The organism is Gordonia rhizosphera NBRC 16068 (assembly GCF_000298195.1).
Classification (GTDB): Bacteria; Actinomycetota; Actinomycetes; order Mycobacteriales; family Mycobacteriaceae; genus Gordonia; species Gordonia rhizosphera.
This window is the reverse complement of record NZ_BAHC01000241.1, coordinates 1-15846: the sequence shown is the minus strand read 5'-3', so window position 1 is coordinate 15846 and position 15846 is coordinate 1. Positions and strand designations below refer to the sequence as shown.

At 66.1% G+C, this 15846-nt stretch carries 12 protein-coding genes and 1 pseudogene; 10 read left to right on the top strand and 3 right to left on the bottom strand.

From position 1 onward, the window contains the following. Positions 1-287: 287 nt before the first annotated feature. Positions 288-954 (top strand): annotated as a pseudogene (locus tag GORHZ_RS27930) (transposase); the annotation flags it as partial. 218 nt (positions 955-1172) lie between these two features. Here the strand turns inward: GORHZ_RS27930 and GORHZ_RS27925 are convergent. Genes GORHZ_RS27925 through GORHZ_RS27915 form a run of 3 tightly spaced genes read right to left on the bottom strand, consistent with a single transcriptional unit; the run spans position 1173 to position 4239 of the window. Further along, positions 1173-2393 carry an NAD(P)/FAD-dependent oxidoreductase gene (locus GORHZ_RS27925; RefSeq protein WP_006339242.1) on the bottom strand — a complete coding sequence of 407 codons (1221 nt, stop codon included), beginning with the start codon at positions 2391-2393 and terminating at the stop codon, positions 1173-1175. Further along, the gene (locus tag GORHZ_RS27920) at positions 2390-2590 is read right to left on the bottom strand and encodes a ferredoxin (protein ID WP_006339241.1); all 201 of its coding nucleotides are present in this window, start codon (positions 2588-2590) and stop codon (positions 2390-2392) included. Before GORHZ_RS27920 ends, GORHZ_RS27925 begins: the two co-directional genes overlap by 4 nt. Continuing rightward, entirely contained in the window at positions 2587-4239 is a 1653-nt protein-coding gene (locus tag GORHZ_RS27915) for a pyruvate, phosphate dikinase (protein ID WP_006339239.1), read from the bottom strand. The genes GORHZ_RS27920 and GORHZ_RS27915 overlap by 4 nt, the downstream gene beginning before the upstream one ends. Before the next feature lie 104 nt (positions 4240-4343). On the opposite strand from GORHZ_RS27915, the gene GORHZ_RS27910 reads away from it, so the two are divergent. The 9 genes from GORHZ_RS27910 to GORHZ_RS32405 form a co-directional block, all read left to right on the top strand. Then, positions 4344-5552, top strand: a complete 1209-nt coding sequence (locus tag GORHZ_RS27910) for a cytochrome P450 (protein WP_006339237.1) — start codon at positions 4344-4346, stop codon at positions 5550-5552. After that, positions 5549-7036 carry an aldehyde dehydrogenase family protein gene (locus GORHZ_RS27905; protein ID WP_051999115.1) on the top strand — a complete coding sequence of 496 codons (1488 nt, stop codon included), beginning with the start codon at positions 5549-5551 and terminating at the stop codon, positions 7034-7036. Before GORHZ_RS27910 ends, GORHZ_RS27905 begins: the two co-directional genes overlap by 4 nt. Then, positions 7021-8097: a Zn-dependent alcohol dehydrogenase gene (locus GORHZ_RS27900; protein WP_006339231.1), complete on the top strand. Its 1077-nt coding sequence runs from the start codon at positions 7021-7023 to the stop codon at positions 8095-8097. Before GORHZ_RS27905 ends, GORHZ_RS27900 begins: the two co-directional genes overlap by 16 nt. A gap of 29 nt (positions 8098-8126) precedes the next feature. Then, positions 8127-10253, top strand: coding sequence for an acetate--CoA ligase family protein (locus GORHZ_RS27895; RefSeq protein WP_006339229.1), 2127 nt, complete (start codon positions 8127-8129; stop codon positions 10251-10253). Between the two features lie 37 nt (positions 10254-10290). Next, positions 10291-11358, top strand: coding sequence for an aminoglycoside phosphotransferase family protein (locus tag GORHZ_RS27890; protein ID WP_006339227.1), 1068 nt, complete (start codon positions 10291-10293; stop codon positions 11356-11358). A gap of 24 nt (positions 11359-11382) precedes the next feature. After that, a complete protein-coding gene (locus GORHZ_RS27885; protein WP_006339225.1) occupies positions 11383-13767 on the top strand; it encodes a PEP-utilizing enzyme in 2385 nt (794 codons plus the stop codon). After that, on the top strand, positions 13757-14599 hold the full coding sequence (locus GORHZ_RS27880; RefSeq protein ID WP_245551540.1) for a tyrosine-protein phosphatase: 843 nt from the start codon (positions 13757-13759) through the stop codon (positions 14597-14599). The genes GORHZ_RS27885 and GORHZ_RS27880 overlap by 11 nt, the downstream gene beginning before the upstream one ends. Positions 14600-14616: 17 nt before the next feature. Beyond that, positions 14617-15663 carry a phosphotransferase family protein gene (locus tag GORHZ_RS27875; RefSeq protein WP_006339221.1) on the top strand — a complete coding sequence of 349 codons (1047 nt, stop codon included), beginning with the start codon at positions 14617-14619 and terminating at the stop codon, positions 15661-15663. 13 nt (positions 15664-15676) lie between these two features. Next, the coding region (locus GORHZ_RS32405) for an Rv3169 family protein (protein ID WP_006339220.1) at positions 15677-15846 on the top strand (170 nt) is incomplete at its 3' end.

Sequence of the window (15846 nt, the reverse complement as noted above, 5' to 3'; positions counted from 1 at the left end):
CGGCCGTGGCGACGACGAAGCCCGGCGGCACGGGGAACTCGGCCGCGGCGAGCTTGCCCAGGTTCGCACCCTTGCCACCGACGACGTCGATGTCGGTTCCCCGCGGATCCGAGAACCAGATCGTGTAGGCGTTCTCTGCACTCATGTGAGACCTCCGTCACTTGTTTGATTGAGTACGTCGAGCGTCACACCATGCGGAGAGTGGAGCAGGAGTAGTAACTACTCGGATGTCGACCGGTACCACCGCGGAGTAGTCGGTGGTGCCACTGGTGGCGCGGAGGAGCACTAGCCTAAAGAGGGGCTTCGGATTTCAGTCAGTTGTGTGCGTTCGCCGACCACGGCATCGACGGCACTGATGAACCCCTCGCGATCCTGTTGCGGACCGGCAACGCCAGTGCGAACACTGCCGCCGACCACACAGCGATCGTCGAGGCGGCGCTGGAGCAACTGCCGGATGTGGTCGGCTATCGGGTCGGCAAGACGGTGCTGGTGCGCACGAATTCGGCCGGCGGCACCCATGAGTTCCTCGACTACCTCACGCGACGGCGCCCGGTCTACTCCGTGGGCTTTCCGCTGACCGAGACGACCGCGGCCGCCATCGACCGCATCCGTCCCGAGGCGTGGACCCCGGCCTACGACGCCGACGGCGTGGACCGCGACGGGGCGTGGGTGGACGCGCTGGCCGGGCTGATCGACCTGTCCGGCTGGCCCGACGGGATGCGGGTGATCGTCAGAAAGGTGCGCCCGCATCCGGGTGCGCAGTTGCGGTTCACCGACTCCGACGGGCTGCGGCTGACCACGTTCGCCACCAACACCCCGCGTGGCCAGCTCGCCGACCTGGAACTGCGCCACCGGCGTCAGGCTCGGTGCGAGGACCGTATCCGCACCGCCAAAGACTGTGGCCTGACCAACCTTCCGCTGCACGGATTCGATCAGAACCGCATGTGGTCGGCTCGGGGAGTCGTTGGTCTATCGCCGAGATCGACACCGTCATGTAGGGAGTGGTCAGGTGTTCACAAAGGGTCGTTCGAATCAAAGCTGCCTGAGGTCACCACACATTTCGCGGGCATTCTTCATGAGGCATCGACGACGCACCTTTCGCGGGCAATTTGGCGTGAGACATAACGGTCCCGTTCCAGTCATCGGAGTGGCCGCGGGGCCGCCAGCGGCGGTCAGGCCCTGACCATGCGACGATTTCGCTCTTCGGCGAGCGCCAAGCCGTCCTGCCATGATGCCGACCGGGCGATGAGGGCACGGTATTTCATGATGTCGGAGCGGCGATTCAGGGCCAGTGCGCCGACCAGTCGATCTCCCTCGCGGTATAGAGCGACGAACACATCCGTCGCGGGGTCGCCGGTCACCACCGTCGGCTCACCCGATGCAAGTCCGACAAGCTGAATCCGGCTGCCGTACCAATCGGACCAGAAGTATGGGATATGGCGGTACGACATCGCTTCTTGCGGGTTCAGCAGGTTTCGCATCGCCACGGCACCCTGTTCGGCGGCGTTGGTCCAGTGCTCGATACGCAGCGGGGCTCCGAAGTCTTCGCTCCACCAACGGGCTACGTCGCCGGCGGCCCAGATGTTGTCACCCGCGCGCAACCTGGCATCGCACACGATGCCGTTGTCGAGTTCCAGACCGGACCCGTCCAGCCATCCCGTCGCGGGGTCGGCGCCGATGCCGACGACGACAAGATCCGCGTCAAGGGACCGTCCGTCGGAGAGATGGATCGCTTCGACTCGCTCGTCACCGGACAGCGACTCCACCGCGGTCCCGCAGATCAGCTGGGTACCGTTGCGGGCGTGGAGTCGACTGAGCCATTCACCGGCGGTCTCCCCCACCGCGCGCACGAGGGGCGTCGGCGCCGCCTCGATGATCGAGACATCCAGCCCATGGCTGCGCGCCGCCGACGCCACTTCTGACCCGATGAAGCCGCCGCCGATCACAACTGGCCGGTCCCCGCGACGTAGCGCGGTGCCGATTCGCTGTGCATCATCGAGTGTCCGCAAGGTCTCGACCCCCCGCAGGCGATCGGTATCGCCGAGGCGGCGGGCCGTCGATCCTGTGGCAACGAGTAGCGAGTCGTACGCGACGGAACTCGTGCCCACGGTGATCCGCTGCGCGGTCATGTCGATCGCCGTGGCCGGCTCGCCGAGGATCGTCTCCACACCGAGCTGCTCGGCGAGTTCGTGAGCCCCGGGGAGGAATGGTGCTTGGACCGCCGCCGACCCGCCGAGGAATTCCTTGGAGAGCGGTGGCCGGTCGTAGGGTAGGTGCAGTTCCGCACCAACGATGGTCAGTCTGCCGGTGAACCCGGAGGTCCGCGCCTCCTGTGCAGCCTTCAGGCCCGCGAGCGATCCGCCGACGATGACGACACGGCGAGAATCCGTCACTGCGGGCGCTCCACCAGGTGCAGCGCAGCGGTCGGACACGCCGCGATCGCGCTCTTCACTTCTGCCAGTTCGGACTCGGGGACGTCGTCTCGAAGAACCACCAGATCACCGTCCTCGCCGACCTCGAAGTAGTCGGGTGCGATCGCTTCGCAGTTTCCCAGGGCAGTGCATTTCGCGCGGTCGACAACTACCTTCATTTCGTCACTCCGTTCATCTCTCGGGCGTCCGCCCATCGGTCGAGTACCAGTAGTTCGGGCAGTTCGTGCTCGATTGCCTTGCTGACGAAGTCGGCAGGCGGTGGGACGACGTCACCCAGCCAGACACAGCCGGTGGTCCCATCGATCGTGATGACGTCGCCGGCTCTGATCATGTCTCCGGTCGGAGTGGTCACTCCGTCTGCACCACAGATCAATTCGTGAGCGCCGACAACGGCGGGTATTCCCCAGCCGCGCGCCACGACGGCGGCGTGGCTGACCAATCCACCCTTGGTTGTCAGCAAGCCCACTGCGGCCGCCATCCCGGCGACATCCTCGGGGCTCGTCTCGGGGCGCACGAGGATCACGTCACCCTCGGCGTCCGCCGCGGCGTCGCTGGTGAGCACGACTGCTCCGACCGCCCTGCCGGGAGACGCACCGAGTCCCTTGGTCACGATGGCCGGGCCGTGCGTCTCGTCGGCGACATGCGCGAGCGCCTCGATCCGTGCACGGTCCCGCACATCGGAGGGAACCCGGACCAGGGCCTCGTCGAGGGTGAGCGCGATATCGGCGTCCTTGGTCATGTCCACCGCGATCCGGACCGCAGCGCTGGCGCCGCGCTTGCCGATTCGCGTCTGCAAAAGCCACAGCCGACCCTCTTCGACGGTGAACTCCACGTCGCACATGTCTCGGAAGTGCACCTCGAGGCAGCGCAGGGACTCCTCGAGTTGTGCGTAGACCCCTGGGTGCAACCGCTCGAGATCGTACACATGAAGGGTTCGCGCAGTGCCCGATACGACGTCCTCGCCTTGTGCGCGGGGTAGATAGTCGCCGTACAACGTGTTCACGCCGGACGACGGGTTCCGCGTGAACACCACACCGGTTCCCGAATCGTCGCCGCGATTTCCGAACACCATGGCCTGAATCGTGACAGCGGTTCCAAGGTCAGGATCGATCTTCTCCCGATCACGGTACGCACGAGCCCGCGGACTGTTCCAGGACCGGAACACGGCCTCGACCGCCTCGCGGAGCTGCACCGCCGGATCCGCCGGAACCTCACGGCCGGCGATCTTCGCGATGGCCGTCTTGATCGCATCCACACCGGCGGCCGAGCTCGGATGCTCGGGCGCTCCGGCGGCTCTCGCGAGTTCACCGGAATCGATTCCCATCACAGTGACCGCGTACATCGACAAGAAGCGTCGATAGCTGTCCCATGCGAAGTCCTCACTGCCCGAGACCCTCGCCAGACCCCTGACGGTCTCGTCGTTCAGACCCAGGTTGAGGACGGTGTCGAGCATGCCCGGCATCGAGATCGGCGCACCACTGCGGACCGCGACCAGCAGCGGATCGCGAGCGTCGCCCAGGTGTCGCCCCATGCGCTCGCCGAGGTCATGCGTGAACCGCGCCAGTGTGTCCTCCAATCCGGTCGGCCACCCATCGGCGAGATAGGACCTGCACACCGGCACCGAGACCGTGAAGCCCGGGGGAACGCTCATCCCCAGCGTTCGCGTCATCTCGGCAAGGCCGGCCCCCTTACCACCCAGTAGGTGGACCAACCCGTCATGCGGAATGCCGTGATCGTGATCGAAGGCGTAGACGGCCTCGCACAGCGCTTTCGATCGGGAGTCCGGCCCCACGGAGGAAAAAAGCATCGACATCGACTCCTTGGTCGTACCTTTTAAATGGTTGACAGAAACATATCAGAACTCGTAGCTTGTGTGAAGTACCTCATATTTCAATCCAGGGAGTGACGACGATGACAGCACCCGAGGCGGCACCACCGGCAGACCTGATGGACATCTCGATCTTCAGCAACGATGCGGAGATGCCCCTGCTGGATGAGTTGCGCACCACCGACCCGGTCCACTGGAATCCACCCTCTGATCTCGGTCCGGGGTTCTGGGCGTTGACCCGCTATGCCGACGTCAAGGCGGCCGCCTATGACAACGAGCGACTGTCGTCGGCGTCGGGAACCCAGATCGTCGAACGCAAGGTCGAGGGCAAGCTCGCCAGCTTGCACAACATGGACGATCCCGAACACGCCGCGCTGCGCAAGATCGCCGTACCCCATCTCCGGGCGGTGAAGATCAAGCAGTGGCAGGACACCATCGATGAGGCGGTGACCCACCTCCTCGACGACGCCGAGGCGCAGGACGGCCCGTTCGATATGGTGCACGCCGTCTCGGCCCGGCTGCCGATGCTGGTCTTGTCACGCGTACTGGGTGTGCCGGCCGCCGACGCCCCCAAGATGGTGGACTGGACCAACCGGCTCACCAGTTCCGATCCCGCTGACCGGGTCGATGAGGCGTCGCTGGCCGAGGCCCGCGACGAGGTGATGGGCTATTTCGAACGTCTCACCGAGATGCGTCGACGCGAGCCCACCAACGATCTCGTCAGCGTCCTCGCCAACGGCGAGATCGAGGGCCGCAGGCTCACCTGGGACGAACTCGCCGCGTACTACATCGTGCTGGTCGCGGCCGGCAACGAAACCGCACGTCACGCAGTGTCCGGCGGGACCATTCTGTTCGATCGGCATCCCGAGAGCTGGGAGCATCTGGTCACATCCCCCGCCGAGACGCGGACAGCGGTCGAGGAGATCCTGCGATGGGTCACACCGGTCGCCGCGATGCGGCGCACCGCCCTGGTGCCGCTGAGGATCGGGGAGAGGGATATCGCCGCCGGCGACAAGGTCGTACTCTGGTTCTCGGCCGCCAATCGCGACCCCGAGGTGTTCGACGATCCCCACGAGTTCCGCATCGGGCGCACCCCGAACGAGCACCTGACCTTCGGCTGGGGGGTCCACTTCTGCCTCGGCGCCCATCTCGCGCGCGCGGAGGTCCGCTCGTTCTTCGCCGAGGCCATCCGCCGACGACTCCGCTTCGAGGTGACGGGCGATCCGGTTCGGGTGCACCACAACATCTTCCGCGGTTGGACAAACCTCCCGGTGCGGGTGGTGCAGGGATGAGCGTGACACCGGCATCGACCGCGGCACGAGCCTCCGTGGTTCCCGACAACTCGCTCTTCATCGGCGGGCGGTGGATCGCTCCGACGGATCGCGAGACGGTCCCGGTAGTCAATCCGGCCACCGGCGCGACGATCGGTTCCATTGTCGATGGTGAGCAGTCCGATGTCGACGCCGCATTCGCGGCCGCGCGCGACGCGCTGCCCGGATGGAGCGCCACCTCACCCGGTAATCGGGCCGATCTGCTCGACTCGCTCGCGGACACAATCCACGATCACGCCGACGAACTCGCGGTTCTCGCGTCGACAGAGATCGGTATGCCCATAGCGGAATCGCGCGCGGGGCAGGCGGCACTGCCCGAAGCCGTCCTCCGCAGTACCGCGGACATCGCACGCTCGATGAAGTGGGAATACCTGGACGCCTCCGGCAGCACCGTCATCCGGGAACCCGTCGGCGTCGTCCTGGGCATCACGCCCTGGAACTTCCCTGTCCACCAGATCGTCGCGAAGCTGGCCCCTGCACTGGCCGCCGGATGCACCATCGTGCTGAAGCCGGCAGAACTGACACCGCTCAATGCGCTGTTCCTCGCCGGCCTGTGCGCCACCGCTGGGATTCCCTCCGGTGTCGTCAACGTCGTGACCGGACGAGGTTCGACCACGGGCGAAAAGCTGGTCCGATCAACAGATTACGATCTCGTGTCATTCACCGGATCACTTGCCGTCGGAAGGCACATCGGAAGCGTGGCCGGGGATCGGGTCGTCCGCGCCACCCTCGAACTCGGCGGCAAGTCTCCCGCGGTCGTGGCCGACGATGCCGACCTCGAGATCGCGGTGCGGACGACTGTGAAGAACTGTTTCACCAATGCGGGGCAGAAATGCAATGCGCCGACCCGTTTGATAGTGCCCGAGATCGACCGCGCGCGCGCCACCGAGATCGCCGTGTCGGCGGCGCGTGACTACGTACTCGGTGATCCGCTCGACGCTGCGACCACGATGGGACCGCTGGCGTCACCGGCCCAGCGCGACAAGGTCCTCGGATATGTCGCCGGGGCGCGGTCACGAGGTGCCACCGTGAGCGGGGGCGAACCGCTCCACGGACTCTTCGTCCGGCCGGCGATCATCACCGATGTCGCCGAGGATGATCCGGTCGCCCGGGATGAGATATTCGGGCCCGTCCTCGTGATCCTTGGCCACCGGGGCGACGCCGACGCGATGCGCATCGCAAACGACACACCCTACGGTCTGTCCGCGGAGGTCTGGTCCAGCGACGTCGTCCGGGCATCAAATCTAGCGCGACAGATCAAGGCCGGACAGATTCGGATCAACGGCGTGCGGACACCGCAGCCGCCGATCGCGCCGTTCGGCGGATACAAGGCATCGGGTCTGGGCCGCGAGTTGGGGCCGTTCGCTCTCGACGAATACCTGGAGGTCAAGGCCGTGCTCGGGAATCACGTATCCGGCGAGGAGGCATCATGCGCGCAGCAGTGATGTGGGAGGCCGGCGGACAATTCGAGGTCAGATCCGACGCGGAATGCCAATCGCCCGGTCCCGGACAGGTAGCTGTCCGGATACGTGCCGCAGGCGTCTGCCAAACCGACATCTCACTGGCCCACGGGGCTTTCGGGCAGTCGATGCCGGTCATCCTCGGGCACGAAGGTGCCGGCGAAATCGTTGAGGTGGGGGTCGGTGTCACCGGCCTGGCGGCAGGGGACCGCGTCCTGATCACCTGGGTTCCGCCTTGCGGCTACTGCTATCACTGTGTCCGGCACGAGCCGTACATCTGCTCGAACCGCAAGCGCTCCGGCGACGAGAGCCGCACCTCCGGACTCTCGGTGGCCGGGATCCCGGTCCAGGCCGGTCTCGGCACCGCGACATTCGCCGAGGAAACCATCGTGCCCGCGCCCGGGGTGCTGCCCCTGCCAGGGGACATCCCATTCGAGCTGGCTGCGCTGCTGGGGTGCGCGATCCCGACCGGCTTCGGCGCGGCCGTGAACTCCGCTGAGGTGGAACCGGGTGACTCGGTGTTGGTCATCGGCTGTGGAGCAGTGGGCTTGAGCGCCCTGCAGGGTGCCCGGATCGCGGGTGCGGCCGAACTCGTGGCTGTCGACCCCTTCGAATCCAGACGGTCGCTGGCCGTGTCCCTCGGCGCCACCCACGCTGTCGAGCCCGGCGTCGATCCGTCTGGCGCCCTGATCGACGCCCCCGGATTCGACGTGGTCATCGATGCCGTCGCACGCTCCTCCACCATCGGCGCGGCATGGCGCGCCGCCCGGCGCGGGGGCCGCATCGTCATCGTGGGTGCTGGGCGCCCCGAGGACCTGGTTGAGTTCAGCGCACAGGAACTCTTTCACGACGAGAAGAAACTCATCGGCTCCTACTACGGCTCATCCGACATGAAGCGTGAGCTTCCCCGCCTCGTATCACTGTGGCGCGCTGGACGTCTCGACCTGACCGCCATGGTCGACGACGTCGTCGACCTCGACAAGATCAACGACGTCGTCGCCAGGCAACGGGCTGGGACCACGTTGAGGACGATGCTCACGCTCTGATTCAGACCCCACAGACCGAAGGAACGCATATGAGTGACCGCCATCCACCCGAGGATGCGGGTATCCCCGCCGCCGCATTGGACTGCCTGCTCCGCCCCGAGCGCATCGCGCTGGTCGGCGCGAGCGACAAGAACCTCTTCTCCCGCAGGGCGTTTGCCCAGCACGCGCGAATCGCCGACGCCCGGCACATCACGCTGGTCAATCCTCGCAGCAGCGTGGTGCACGGCGTCGAGACTGTCGGTTCCTGCCGGGACATCGACGGCGGCATCGATTGCGCCTTCCTCCTGACACCGCAGCACGCCACCGCCGACGCGTTGCGCGATGCGGCCGCCGGCGGGGCCCGCGCCGCGGCGATCCTGAGCCAGGGGTGGGCCGAAGAGGGTCCCGCCGGTCGCGCCCAGCAACAGCAACTCGTAAGTCTGGCCGAGGATCTGGGGATCACGCTGCTCGGCCCCAACCACCTCGGATTCGCGAATCTGTGGGACGGGATCGCGCTCTGCGCACTGGGGCTCGACATGCCGATCGAGCCGGGATCGTTTGCGCTGGTGTCACAGAGCGGCGCCGTCGGCTCGTCCCTGGTCGGCTATGCCGCACGCAACGACGCACGGTTCAGTTTCGTGGTCACGACCGGCAACGAGGCGATGGTGACCGTCGCCGACGTGGTGCACCATCTCGTGGAGGACGAAAACACCAAGGCCATCGGCGTCTTCGCGGAATCGATCCGCAAGCCCGCACTCTTCCGGAAGGCCGCGCGCCGAGCCGCAGAACTCGGCAAGGCCATCGTCATCCTCAAGGCCGGATCATCCGAACTCGCCGCACAGACCGCCCAGGCACACACCGGCGCGCTCGTCGGCGACGACCGCGTCATCGACGCGGTACTTCGTCAGGACGGGGTCATCCGCGTGCAGTCGGTCGAGGACCTGATCTGCACCGGAACGCTGTGCGCGAATGTCGGCCCGCTGGCCGTGGCCGGCGTCGGCGTCATGTCGGTGTCGGGCGGCGCCTGCGACCTGATCGCCGACCTCGGCCAGGAGGCGGGACTGCCCCTGCCCGGGTTCGGTCGTAGGACGACCGACCGCTTGGCCGAGGTCCTTCCCGCATATGGGCATCCACAGAATCCGCTCGACATCACCGGAACCGCGGCCACGCGGCCCGACATGTGGCAGGACGCCTATGCGGCGATCGCGGCGGAACCCTCCATCGGGCTCATCGGTGCGGTCACGTCCCTGCCCACCTCAGGAGAGCCGCAGCGCGCCGAGACCTTCCAGGCCATCGGCGACGCCATTCGATCGACCGGTGTGCCCGGGGTGATCCTCCCCCAGATCGACCAACCACAGTCCGAGCAGGTCCGGGAGATCAAGGCACGCACCGGCGTATCCACCGTGCTTCCCGGCGTCGAACGCTTCGTCCGTGCGGCCGCCGGGCTGGCCCGCTGGTCCACCTGGTTGGCGCGAGAACCGCAACCCGCTCCGACAGGGCACCGTGGCGCTCTGGTCACACTTCCCGGTTCCGGGCCGTTGAGCGAGCACACGGCGCGGCAGATGCTCGCCGACGCCGGTGTGGACTTCATTCCCGCCGTCCTCGCCACGAGCCGGGAGGAGGCGATCAGGGCTGCGGATGACGTCTCGAGCGCCGTCGTGCTCAAGATGTGTTCCCCGCACGTCGCACACAAGACCGAACTCGGCGGGGTCGAGTTGGATCTGACCGGTGCCGACGAGGTGGGAGCCGCCTACGATCGCCTCGCCGCCCGCGCCGAGGGCGCCGGGATCCGCCTCGACGGCATACTGGTCAGTCCGCTGCGCCGGTCGGGCGTCGAGCTACTCGTCGGGGTCACCCGCGACGACGATTGGGGTCAGGTACTCGCCATCGCCATGGGCGGCGCGCTCGTCGAAATCCTCGATGACAGCGCCCTGAGGGTCCTGCCGATATCGCGGCGCGACGTCGAGGAAATGTTGGAGGAGCTTCGCGGCCACCGGCTTCTGTCCGGGTTCCGGGGCAGCAAGCCCGCCGACATCGACCGGCTGGTGGACACCATCATGAACATCGCCTCCCTCGCCTCCGCACTCGGCGACCAGGTGGAGTCGGTCGAGGTCAATCCCCTTCTGGTGGACGGCAACCGCATCGAAGCCCTCGACGCCCTCATCACACGCCGATGACCCCGCCCTCCGCCCGACGTCTACACAGGAGCCCGAGATGACCAGTACGCACACCGATGCCCGAATGGTCCACCTCATCACCAACGCCCTGCGCGCACATCGCAGCACCATGGCCGACGCCGAACTCGTCGACGCCGAGCTGTCGCCGATCGGGGTCGGTGCCCTCGCCGACACATTTCGAGTCCGACTCACCTGGAACGACATCGGCGCCGGGCCCCGCAGCCTGGTGTTGAAGCGTCCCGCACAGGACGGTGCTGCGGCGGCCACGGCGGCATCGCTCGGTGCGTACGAACGCGAAGCGCGCTTCTACACCGAACTGGCGCCGCACACTTCGGTCCGCGTCCCACGATTGCTCGGAGTGATGACCGAGAGCGCCGCCGAGCACCCGGACACGATCCTGCTCGAGGATCTCACCGCCGACCACAGACCGGGAGACCAGTTGCGCGACACGCCGGTCACGCAACTCGACCGTGCCCGGCACCAGCTCGCGCTCCTCCAGGCACCGTTCTGGGACGACGCCGACACCGGTCGCCTACCGTGGCTGCATCGCCGCCTCGGGGTGCCGATCCCCGCCATCCTCGAACGGATGCAGCGATCCTGGCGAGCGGCGCAGACGGGCATCGCCGCCGCGATGCCCGCGGAGGAGCGCGACTGCATCGAACGGTTCGTTGGTTCGGCAGATGCCTGGGCGCGTTCCGCGACCGGACCGTGGTCGCTCGTCCACCACGACTTCCGCGTCGACAACATGCTCTTCAGCGACGACGAGACGGTCGTGATCGATTGGCAGACGGTCGGTTGGGGTCCGGTGATGTTCGATTTCGCGTATCTGATGGGCACCTCCGTCGACGCCGACACCCGCCGGGCAATCGAACGGCAGGCGATCGCCACACACCTCACCGACCTCGCAGCACTGGGCGTGAGCTGGACCGAACCGCAGGCATGGGAGGCCTACCGGTGGTCGGCGTTCGCCGTACTGCTGATGCTCGTTCCGCCCATCAGCAGCGTGAAATCGAATCCGCGGATGGAGTCGATGTACCGCCGCTTGCTCTCTCTCGGGGCACAGATGGTCCTCGACCTCGATTCACTCGAACTTCTGCCCGCATAGCTCCACACCCAACCAGGAGGAATCATGACAACCCAAGAACCCGTCCTCATGGGCGACACCGCGACGTTCGAATCCGTCGGGCAAGGGCTCAACGTCTATGAAAGCGGTGAGATCGTGGAGGGCCGAGTCAGATGGCTCGACACCCCCGAAGACGTCATCGGTTTCGTGGAGAGCGGCGAGGATGTCAGCGATGTCATCGTCATCGCCCGCGGCGGGACCACCACGTTCCTGGCCATGGCGCTCAACGCCGGTGTGCGGGGGGTCATCACACTGCAAGGCGCTCCGGAGAGCCACCTCGGGATCCTCAGCCGCGAGTACGGAATCCCGTGCATCATGTCGGTGGCCTTCGATCGCGGCGTCCGAACCTCACGCGGCGAGACCATCCCTGCCGACGGCGTTCGGCTTCGCATGGATGTGTCGACCCGACCCCATGGCTTGGTGAGCGTCGAATCGGGTGCACCGGTGGATGATTCGCCGGTCGAGGATTCCGGTGCGCAAGCGATGAGTCCAGAACAGATGGCGCAGATCCAGGCATTGCTCGCCAACTTCCAGGGTGAAGTCCCGCCGGGCACTGCCGGAGATGCGATCATGCGCGGACGACTCACCAGCAACGTCCTCGATCTCGACGATCCCGACTACGATCGTGACCTCAGCATCGACGAGGTCAACGACATCCTTCATTACCTCGCATGGAACGAATGGGATGCCTTGGCCGCGCGTGCGACCGAGGGAGAGTCGGGACTGATCCCACGCCAGGAATACGAGGCCATGGGAATCATGGACTCCTGGTTCCACCACCCGCAGTGGCTCAAACTGATCCAGGACCGCGTCGGCGCCGACGGCATCAAACAGATCGCCGCCCGGGCCCAGAACGAAATCGGCACCAAGATCAACCTGCTGCACATCTGGGCATGCGCCAGCGCGTCGAGTTTCGGTCGCGGCATCGCGCTCGAGCTGAAGCTTCACGACTTCGACTACAAGACGAGTCTCATCACGACCGCGATGTCCTCGGTGCGGCGGCTGTACAAGGGTCTCTGGGGCTCGGGGCCGATGTTCACCTCGATGCGCGATTACCGCGCACCGATCCTCGATCAATCGTGGATCGAGAGGTTCCAGAGCGACCGGCTGTCACTGAGCACCGATGACGAGCGGTCGACCTTCCAGCGATTCAACGGTGCACTGGAACTCCTGGGCTTCCTCATCCACTTCGACAATCGCCTCGGCCTGGGAGACAGCGGACCGTACCCGACGGCAGACGGCGGGTTCGTCATCGTCCGTGATCTGTTCATCAACGAACCGGTCTACGAATGGTCGACGACCACAACCGGGCTCCCGTATGCGGTCACGATCGCAATGTTCTTCGACGGCAGCGATGAACTGGAAACCAAGGTGCTCGACCTGTCGACGATGTTCACCGAACCGGCCAACTACCTCCCCTTCGTCAAGGGTGTGGCAGTCTACGCCCGCGAGAAGTTCGACACCCCGATGGAGGAGTTGCGGACACTCTCGCTCGCCGATATGGACGAGCTGCGCGGTCGGGCGGAGACCAGTTCCGAAGCGCTCTACAAGTACATCGCGTCGATGACCAAGGAGGAGAAGGTCATGGCGGGTGCAGTGGTCTACGCGTCGGGCTTCGTCCTCCCGATTGCCCGTGCCGCCGGAATGTTCGACGAACTGGTCGCCGAACACGGATTGATGTCGGTCCACCCGGTCCCTGCGGCCAGTTACGAAACCATCGTCAGCGGCGTCGCGACCGAGATGATCCCGCGGCTGTTCCTGACCGGGTCGTGGGCGAATGACGTCCCACCCCAGAGTGGGGACACGGCCGTCAGCGCATCGGGTGAGAAGGAGGTCCTGCATGCGATTCGGGTGCGCGGATTCGCCTCTCTCGATCAGATCGTGACGAGCACGGCACTGCCCAGCAATGTTGTCGCCGAGATCCTCACAACTGCCGAGGAATCCGGATTCGTCAAGCAGCGCAGCGGCCGGGTGACCGGCGCTCGTCTCACCCCTGCCGGACGTGCCCGCCTGTTGCTGCTGTCCGAAGGTACCCTGACCGATCAGCAGCATGATGGCCTCGTCGCGGCCTACCAGGCCTTCTTGGCACCGAACCGAGCATTCAAGGCCCTGACCGCCGCATGGCAGAACGACAAGGACCGGGACGCGACTCTCGCCGACCTGGCACGCATTCACGCTGAGGTGACTCGCGTGCTCGAGGACGCATCGGCCGTACAAGGCCGGTTCGCGACCTATTCGGCACGGCTCGGCGAGGCACTCGACCGGTTCCGTGGCGGGGACGACGACGCGCTCGCCCGTCCCCTGTCCGAGTCCTATCACGACATCTGGATGGAACTGCACGAGGATCTCCTCGCCACCCTCGGCCGCGAACGCGACGCCGATGACGAGTGACCCGATCGCGATGGACCATCGTGGCGGCGCGGCCACCCCGGCCGCGCCGCTGCCCGGCACCTCCAACACCAGGGAGGTGGGCGGATTCCACACGGAGGACGGACGATCCGTGGCGGCCGGACTCCTCTACCGGGGCGATGTCCTGGGACTACCCGGCACGGATGCGGAATGTCTGTGGAACGAGGTGTACGCCGATGTCTACCGGTCCCTGGGGCTTCGGGTCGTGGTGGACCTGAGATCCGATGCCGAAGCGGAACTGGTGCCGTCGGCGTGGGCCTCGGAAACCGGCGCGCGACTGGTGCGGGCAGCGATCCCCGAAGGCGTCGAGGGATCGGCCACCGATTTCATGAGGATGCTCCAGGACGGCGAGATCGCCCGCTTCGGGCCCGATGACCTCGGTATCTGGTACCAGCAGGTCCTCGAGCGGCGTGCGAGCGTCTTCGGCGATGCGGTCCGTGTCCTCGCCGAGCCCGACAGCTACCCCGCACTGGTGCACTGTCATGCGGGCAAGGACCGGACCGGTCTGCTGATCGCGGTGATCCTGGAGACGCTGGGCGTCCCACGCCCACAGGTCGTCCACGACTACACGATGACCGGCACATACCGCGCCGGTCGTGCCGAGCAGCACGCCGGACTGCTCCAGGGACTCGGGCTGCGCGTCGACGATGTTCGCACGTTCTGGGAGACCCCGGCCCATGCGATGCAAGCGGCACTCGTGCACCTCGACACGGAATTCGGCGGTCCCGCCGAGTATCTCCACGTGGCGGCCGGCGTGAGCCGACCCGAGATCGACTCCCTGCGTCGGTTCCTGCTCACCGAGGCCGCACAGTGAGCGCACCGAGACTCGACATGGAACTTCACCCGACCGAGCTCGTGTCGGCGCTCGCCAAGGATATACCGGCGGTTGCAGGACTCGCCGGCTGCGTCGCCGCTCCCTGCGGAGCAGGACAGTTGGCAGACAGCTACCGGATCGCGATCCGCTACGACACGCCGGGCCATGGTCGTCTGAACAGCGTCTTCCTGAAGCTGCCACCCACCGACGAGAAGTCGGCGGCCACCGCGCATCGCATCGATGCGTTCGAACGCGAGAGCTATTTCTACACCGGACTCGCACCGCACCTGCAGATCAACACCCCGCAGTTCCTGGGTCACGTCACATTGCCGGAGAGCCGCACGGGCCTGGTGCTCTCCGACCTATCGGCGCACACCCGTGCCCTGGACCAGTTGACCGACGGCACCACCGCTCAGGTCGAGTCGGCGATGAGTCAGCTCGCCAAACTGCAGGCGCCTTATTGGGACGACGTGGCCAGTGCAGGTGGCGAGGGGCGCTTCTACAACCGCACCGCCGCCCACATCGAGTCGCTCGCACAACGGTACGAACAGTCGTGGCACCGATTCGGCAATGTCATCGGGGCCGGCCTCGACCACGATCAACGACAGCTGATCGAACGCTTCGGCGCATCGTGCATCGCATGGGCGGCCACGATCGAGGGTCCGCGAACCCTGACCCACCAAGACCTCCGACTCGACAATCTGCTCTGGGGAGCACAGGCAGGCGCATTTCTGATCGATTGGCAGACACTCGCCTTCACCTCTCCGGCCTGGGACCCGGCGTTCCTCCTCGGCACCGCGCTACCACCCGAACAGCGGCGTGCGGTCGAGCGCGGCCTGCTGGCACGTCATGTGGACGCACTCGCCGCGCACGGAATCGGAGGATGGACAATGGAAACCGCATGGACCGAGCATCGGCGTCTGACCGGTTCGGTGATCCTCGCCATGATCGCCGCACTCGCATTCGTGGTCCCCACGACCCGCGGGTTCGACATGTTCACATCTCTCATCGATCGGGGCACGCGACAAGCCCTCGACCTCGATCTCGACGATTTCCTCGACTGAAGGAGCGCTTCACATGCTCAGCAAGTGGGATGACTTCCCTATTCACCAGGCCGCGGTTCCGGTGGCGCAGACCGTCGGCAATGACCTCGGCAGATACGATCGTCACTGGATGGCGATGCACGACCGAGACCTGACCACCCAGGTCGGCTTCGGGCTCAGTGTGCATCCCAACCGGGGCATCGT